General features: G+C 73.4%; 7 protein-coding genes. 5 read left to right on the top strand and 2 right to left on the bottom strand.

Annotation, left to right across the window (positions count from 1 at the left end; genetic code table 11):
• Window positions 1-176: 176 nt before the first annotated feature.
• Both ACZ4TG_RS24225 and ACZ4TG_RS24220 read right to left on the bottom strand, forming a co-directional pair.
• Window positions 177-1,139: an SDR family oxidoreductase gene (locus ACZ4TG_RS24225; RefSeq protein WP_468166150.1), complete on the bottom strand. Its 963-nt coding sequence runs from the start codon at window positions 1,137-1,139 to the stop codon at window positions 177-179.
• Window position 1,140: 1 nt separating this feature from the next.
• Complete coding sequence (locus tag ACZ4TG_RS24220) at window positions 1,141-1,917, bottom strand: SDR family oxidoreductase (protein WP_468166147.1); 777 nt, start codon at window positions 1,915-1,917, stop codon at window positions 1,141-1,143.
• A 56-nt stretch (window positions 1,918-1,973) separates the two neighbouring features.
• Between ACZ4TG_RS24220 and ACZ4TG_RS24215 the strand changes: the two genes are divergently transcribed.
• From ACZ4TG_RS24215 to ACZ4TG_RS24195, 5 genes are all read left to right on the top strand, one after another.
• Entirely contained in the window at window positions 1,974-2,723 is a 750-nt protein-coding gene (locus tag ACZ4TG_RS24215) for an enoyl-CoA hydratase family protein (protein ID WP_468166144.1), read from the top strand.
• Entirely contained in the window at window positions 2,720-3,607 is an 888-nt protein-coding gene (locus ACZ4TG_RS24210; protein WP_468166142.1) for a CoA transferase subunit A, read from the top strand. The genes ACZ4TG_RS24215 and ACZ4TG_RS24210 overlap by 4 nt, the downstream gene beginning before the upstream one ends.
• The gene (locus ACZ4TG_RS24205) at window positions 3,604-4,347 is read left to right on the top strand and encodes a CoA-transferase subunit beta (protein WP_468166140.1); all 744 of its coding nucleotides are present in this window, start codon (window positions 3,604-3,606) and stop codon (window positions 4,345-4,347) included. The genes ACZ4TG_RS24210 and ACZ4TG_RS24205 overlap by 4 nt, the downstream gene beginning before the upstream one ends.
• Before the next feature lie 4 nt (window positions 4,348-4,351).
• The gene (locus ACZ4TG_RS24200) at window positions 4,352-5,395 is read left to right on the top strand and encodes an NAD(P)H-dependent flavin oxidoreductase (protein WP_468166138.1); all 1,044 of its coding nucleotides are present in this window, start codon (window positions 4,352-4,354) and stop codon (window positions 5,393-5,395) included.
• 144 nt (window positions 5,396-5,539) lie between these two features.
• Window positions 5,540-6,469 carry a tyrosine-protein phosphatase gene (locus ACZ4TG_RS24195; protein WP_468166136.1) on the top strand — a complete coding sequence of 310 codons (930 nt, stop codon included), beginning with the start codon at window positions 5,540-5,542 and terminating at the stop codon, window positions 6,467-6,469.
• The last annotated feature ends 60 nt before the right edge of the window (window positions 6,470-6,529 follow it).

The following is a 6,529-nucleotide window of genomic DNA, read 5'->3' as shown; positions in this document are numbered from 1 at the left end:
CGCCCCGGACGACACCCCACCCCGGACACGGCACCGACCCACCACCCCAGCCCCGCCGGCGCTTGAGGCGACCCGCAGCAACCGAGCTGCAAACCAACCCGGCCCGGCGCGGGGCAGCCCGAACCCCGGAAACCGCCCGGCCAGGGCACGGGGTACCGGGGACACCCCGAACCCCGTCACACGACCCGGCCAGGGCAACGGCCCGGCAAGGGCACCGGCCCGGCCAGGGCACCGGATCCGTAGACCGGCACCGGAACCCCCGCCTCCGACACCAGCTTGCCCGCCGCCTCCCCCGCCTCCGACGGAGTCCACCGGCCGCCGCGGTCCACCGTCGGCCCCGGCCGCCAGCCCTCCATCACCGTGATCCGGCCCCCCTCCGCCTCGAAGACCCGCCCCGTGACCCCGGCCGACGCCTCCGACCCGAGCCACACCACCAGCGGCGACACGTTCTCCGGGGCCATCGCGTCGAAGCCCCCGGCGGCCGGCGCCGCCATGGTCTCCGCGAAGGTCCGCTCCGTCATCCGGGTCCGCGCGGCCGGCGCGATCGCGTTGACCTGCACCCCGTACCGGCCCATCTCCGCCGCCGCGACCAGCGTCAGCCCCAGGATCCCGGCCTTCGCCGCGCTGTAGTTGCCCTGCCCCACCGACCCCGCCAGACCGGCCCCCGAGGAGGTGTTCACCACCCGGGCCGCCACCTGCCGGCCGGCCTTCGCCTCCGCCCGCCACCACGCGGCCGCCGCGCGCAGCGGCAGGAAGTGGCCCTTCAGGTGCACCCGCATCACCGCGTCCCAGTCGCCCTCGTCCAGGTTCACCAGCATCCGGTCCCGCAGGAATCCGGCGTTGTTGACCAGGGTGTCCAGCCGCCCGAAGGCGGATACGGCCGTCGCCACGAGGGAGGCCGCGCCTTCGGAGGTCGCGATGTCCCCGCCGTGCGCCACCGCTTCGCCGCCCAGCGCCCTGATCTCCTCGGCCACCCGCGCCGCGGGACTGTCCGGACCCGGCAGCCCGTCGATCCCGACCCCCAGGTCGTTGACGACGACCTTCGCCCCTTCCGCCGCGAAGCCCAGCGCATGGGCCCGGCCCAGTCCCCGGCCCGCGCCCGTCACCACGACCACCCGGCCGTCCGCAATGCCCGCCATCTCAGCTCTCCTTGTCCGCAGTCTTGTTGACGTTCGCCGCGTCCAGAAACGCCGGCCGCTCCCCGCCCCCGTGTACGAGCAGGCTCGCCCCGCTCACGTATCCCGCCCGGCCGGAGGCCAGGAAGACCGCCGCCTCCCCCACGTCCGAGGGTTCCGCCAGCCGCCCCAGCGGCACGGTCGCGCCGACCGCCGCGATCCCGGCCTCGTCGCCGTAGTGCAGGTGCGCCAGCTCGGTCCGCACCATGCCCAGGACCAGCGAGTTCACCCGTACTTCGGGCGCCCACTCCACGGCCATGGACCGGGCCAGGTTCTCCAGCCCCGCCTTGGCCGCGCCGTAGGCGGCCGTCCCGGGCGAGGGCCGGGTGCCGCTGACGCTGCCGATCATCAGCACCGAGCCCCGGGACTCCAGCAGCCACGGGTACGCCGCCAGCGAGGCCGTCATCGGGGCCACCAGGTTCAGCTCGACGACCCGCGCGTGGCGCTCCGCCTCCCCCTCCCCCAGCAGCCGGTACGGGGTGCCGCCCGCGTTGTTCACCAGGCAGTCGAGCCGCCCGTACCGGGCCGCGACCGCGCCGAAGAAGTCCTGGACGGCCGCCGGATCGCGCAGGTCCAGCGCGGTGTACGAGGCCTCGCGGCCCGCCGCCGACACCGGTTCCCGCGGCGGCCGGCGCGCGCAGACGACCACTTCCGCGCCCGCCGCGAGGAACGACCGCGCGATCCCGGCGCCGACGCCCCGGGTTCCGCCGGTGACGACGGCAACCCTCCCGTTGAGCTCCATCGGCTGCTACCTTCCTCACCTAACAAATGTTTGGTGGAAAGGTAGCTGATCCGCTCATGGGTGTCTCCACCTCCAGCCCGGACAAGGGCATCGCACTCGTCACAGTCGACTTCCCGCCCGTCAACGCACTGCCCGTGCAGGGCTGGTACGACCTCGCCGACTCCCTGCGCGCCGCCGGCCGCGACCCCGAGGTCCGCTGTGTCGTCCTCGCCGCCGAGGGCCGTGGCTTCAACGCGGGCGTCGACATCAAGGAGATGCAGCGCGACACCGGCCACGCGGCCCTCATCGGCGCCAACCGGGGCTGCTACGAGGCCTTCGCCGCCGTCTACGAGTGCGAGGTGCCGGTCGTCGCGGCCGTGAACGGGTTCTGCCTGGGCGGCGGCATCGGCCTCGTCGGCAACGCGGACGCGATCGTGGCGAGCGACGACGCCACCTTCGGCCTGCCCGAGCTGGACCGGGGCGCGCTCGGGGCCGCCACCCATCTGGCCCGTCTCGTCCCGCAGCACCTGATGCGCGCCCTGTACTACACCTCGCGCACCGCGACCGCCGCCGAACTGCACGCGCACGGCTCGGTCTGGAGGGTGGTCCCGCGCGCGGAACTGCGTACGGCGGCGCTCGAACTGGCCGCCGAGATCGCCAGGAAGGACGGCTACCTGATCCGGCTGGCCAAGGCGGCCATCAACGGCATCGACCCCGTCGACGTGCGCCGCAGCTACCGCTTCGAGCAGGGCTTCACCTTCGAGGCCAACCTCAGCGGGGTCGCCGGCCGCGTCCGCGACACCTTCGGAAAGGCGGAACCGGCATGACGGGCACGACCGGCACGACGGGCACGACCGGCACGACCGACAAGGTGCTGACGCCCGAAGAGGTCGTCGCACGGCTGCACAGCGGAATGACCCTCGGCATAGGCGGCTGGGGATCCCGGCGCAAGCCCATGGCCCTGGTGCGGGCACTGCTCCGCTCCGAGATCACCGATCTCACCGTGGTCTCGTACGGCGGCCCCGACGTCGGGCTGCTCGCGGCCGCCGGCCGGATCCGCAGGCTCGTCGCCCCCTTCGCGACCCTCGACTCGATCCCGCTGGAGCCCCACTTCCGGGCCGCCCGCGAACGCGGCGCCTTCGCCCTCACCGAGCTCGACGAGGCCATGTTCATGTGGGGCCTGCACGCCGCCGCCAACCGGCTCCCCTTCCTCCCCGTCCGCGCCGGCCTCGGCTCCGACGTGATGCGGGTCAACCCGGAGCTGCGTACCGTCACCTCCCCCTACGCCGACGGCGAGGAGTTCGTCGCCGTCCCGGCGCTGCGGATGGACGCCGCGCTCGTGCACCTGAACCGCGCCGACCGCCTCGGCAACGCCCAGTACCTCGGCCCCGACCCCTACTTCGACGACCTGTTCTGCGAGGCCGCCGACACCGCGTACGTCTCCTGCGAGCAGCTCGTCGAGACCGCCGAGCTCTCCAAGGCGGGCCCGCCGCAGTCCCTGCTGGTCAGCCGGCATTCCGTCACCGGGGTCGTGGAGACCCCGAACGGCGCGCACTTCACCTCCTGCGCCCCCGACTACGACCGTGACGAGCCCTTCCAGAAGCTGTACGCGACCACCCCCTGGCCCGAGTTCGCCGCCCGGTTCCTCTCCGGTGCGAGCGAGCACGACTACCAGTCGGCCGTCCGGACCTGGCACGAGGAGCAGAAGTGAGCACAGCGACAGCGACCCCGGTCAGCCGCGCCGAGTACTGCGTGGTGGCCTGCGCCGAGGCCTGGCGGGACAACGGGGAGGTGCTGGCCAGCCCGATGGGCCTGGTGCCCTCGTTCGGAGCCCGGCTCGCGAAGCGCACCTTCTCCCCGGACCTGCTGCTGACGGACGGCGAGGCGATGCTGGTCGGCCTGGACGGCACTCCCGAGGGCTGGCTGCCGTACCGCCGTCATCTCACGATGGTGACGGGCGGCAGGCGGCACGTGATGATGGGGGCGAGCCAGATCGACCGGTACGGCAACCAGAACATCTCCTGCATCGGCGACTGGGAGCAGCCGGCCCGCCAGCTCCTCGGGGTGCGCGGGGCGCCCGTCAACACCCTGAACAACCCGGTGAGTTACTGGATCCCCAAGCACTCCACCCGGGTCTTCGTGGAGCGGGTGGACATGGTCAGCGGGGTGGGCTACGAGCGTGCCGAGGCGGCCGGGGTGACCCGCTTCCACCGGCTGCCGCGCGTGGTGAGCGATCTCGGCGTCTTCGATTTCACCGGCCCCGGCCACAGCATGCGCCTGGCCTCCCTGCACCCGGGGGTGAGCGTCGAGCGGGTCCGGGAGGCCACCGGTTTCCCCCTCGCGGTCGCGGACGGGGTCCCGTACACGCGGGAACCGACGGCGCGGGAGCTGCGGCTGATCCGCGAGGTGATCGACCCCGAGGGGCTGCGCGACCGGGAAGTGCGGGTCTGACGGCATGAAGACGGCATTCACCGAGCTGGTCGGGGTGGAGCACCCGATCGTGCAGACGGGCATGGGCTGGGTGGCGGGCCCCCGGCTGGTGTCGGCGGCGGCCGGCGCGGGCGCCCTCGGGATCCTGGCCTCGGCGACGATGACGGTGGAGCAGCTGCGCGGGGCGGTCCGGGAGGTGAAGTCCCGTACGCGGGCGCCGTTCGGGGTCAATCTGCGCGCGGACGCCGGGGACGCGGCCGAGCGGGCCCAGCTGATCATCGACGAGGGGGTCCGGGTGGCCTCGTTCGCCCTCGCTCCGTCGAAGGAGCTGATCGCACGCCTCAAGGACGCGGGCGTGGTGGTGATCCCGTCGGTCGGGGCCCGGCGGCACGCCGAGAAGGTCGCGGCCTGGGGCGCCGACGCGGTGATCGTGCAGGGCGGCGAGGGCGGCGGGCACACCGGTGACGTGGCCACCACCGTGCTGCTGCCGCAGGTGGTGGACGCGGTGGACATCCCGGTGGTCGCGGCGGGCGGGTTCAGTGACGGTCGCGGGCTCGTCGCGGCGCTGGCGTACGGGGCCGCGGGCATCGCCATGGGCACCCGCTTCCTGCTGACCTCCGACTCCACCGTCCCGGACGCCGTCAAGGCCGAGTACCTGAAGGCCACGGTCAGGGACGTCACCGTCACCACGGCCGTCGACGGGCTCCCGCACCGGATGCTCCGCAGCGAGCTGGTCGCCTCCCTGGAGCGGGCGGGCCGCGCCGGGGCGCTGGCCAGGGCGGTGCGGCACGCGGCCGGGTTCCGGAAGCTGTCGGGCCTGTCCTGGCCGCAGATGGTGCGGGACGGCCTGGCGATGAAGCACGGCAAGGACCTGTCCTGGAGCCAGGTCCTGCTCGCCGCGAACACCCCCATGCTCCTCAAGGCGTCCATGGTCGAGGGCCGTACGGATCTCGGCGTCATGGCATCGGGCCAGGTCGCGGGTGTGATCGAGGATCTTCCGTCGTGTGCGGAACTCGTCGCCCGGATCATGGCCGAGGCCCAGGCCGTGCTGGACCGACTGCACGGCTAGGGGCCGTCCCCCAGATCAGGCTGGGTTTTCCCGGGGGGTGTCCTGCCGACAGGGCACCCTCCGGCTCCAGCACCCCCCGCACCCGCTCGGCACCCTGCCACCGACAGGGTGATTCCCCCTTCTCCGTTACGGGAGTTGCCACAGATGAGCCGTGCCCGAATCCGCCTGGCGACCGCGGCGCTCGCCTCCGCACTCGCCCTCGGTACTCTGCCCGCCGCCGCGTCCGCCGCGCCGGCGGCCCCCGCGTCCGCGGGACACCACGGGTACCACCAGGCGGCAGAAACGATTCGCCAGATCCCCCTCCAGGGCGCGGTCAACGTCCGCGACCTCGGCGGCTACCGCACGTGGACGGGCGGCCAGGTCCGCCAAGGCCTCGTCTACCGCTCCGACGCGCTGAGCAAGCTGACCGCGGCGGACCTCACCACCGTCGCCGGTCTGGGCCTCAAGAAGGTCGTGGACTTCCGCATTCCGATGGAGGTCCAGTACGACGGCGCCGACCGGCTGCCCGCCGGGCTCTCCCCCGCCTCCCGCCCGGTCAGCGACCTCGGCCTGTACGGGACCCTCGTGTCCGCGATCTCCAGCGGCGACCCCGCGACGCAGGAGCAGATGCTCGGCGGGGGCCGCGCCGAGGCCTACATGCGCGACATCTACCGCACCTTCGTGACCAGCCCCGAGAACCGGGCGCAGTTCGCGGCCACGCTGCGGGAGATCGCCGACGGCAAGCAGGGCCCGCTGCTGTACCACTGCACGTCCGGCAAGGACCGGACGGGCTGGATGAGCTACGTGCTGCTGCGCGCACTGGCCGTTCCCGAGGACACGGCCGAGCGCGACTACCTGGCCTCGAACACCTTCCGCGCGGCGTACGACGCCCAGGTGCGCGCGGGCCTCAAGCAGTCGGGCCGGATGCAGAACCCGGACCTGCTGATCCCCCTCCAGGAGGTCCGCGCGGACTACCTGGACGCGGCGACGGCGCGGATGGAGGCGGACTACGGCAGCTTCTACGGCTACCTGACGAACGGCCTCGGCCTGGACCTGCAGACGCTGGCGCGGCTCCAGTCCAAGCTGGTCCGCTAGATCCAAAACTTGCCGGAACGCGGAGCGCCGGGCAGCGCGCGAGTGCGCTGCCCGGCGTAC

The sequence above is a fragment of the Streptomyces sp. NPDC028314 genome, assembly GCF_055565795.1.
The sequence above is the reverse complement of the archived record's forward strand: the minus strand, read 5'-3'. Positions and strand labels throughout refer to the sequence as shown.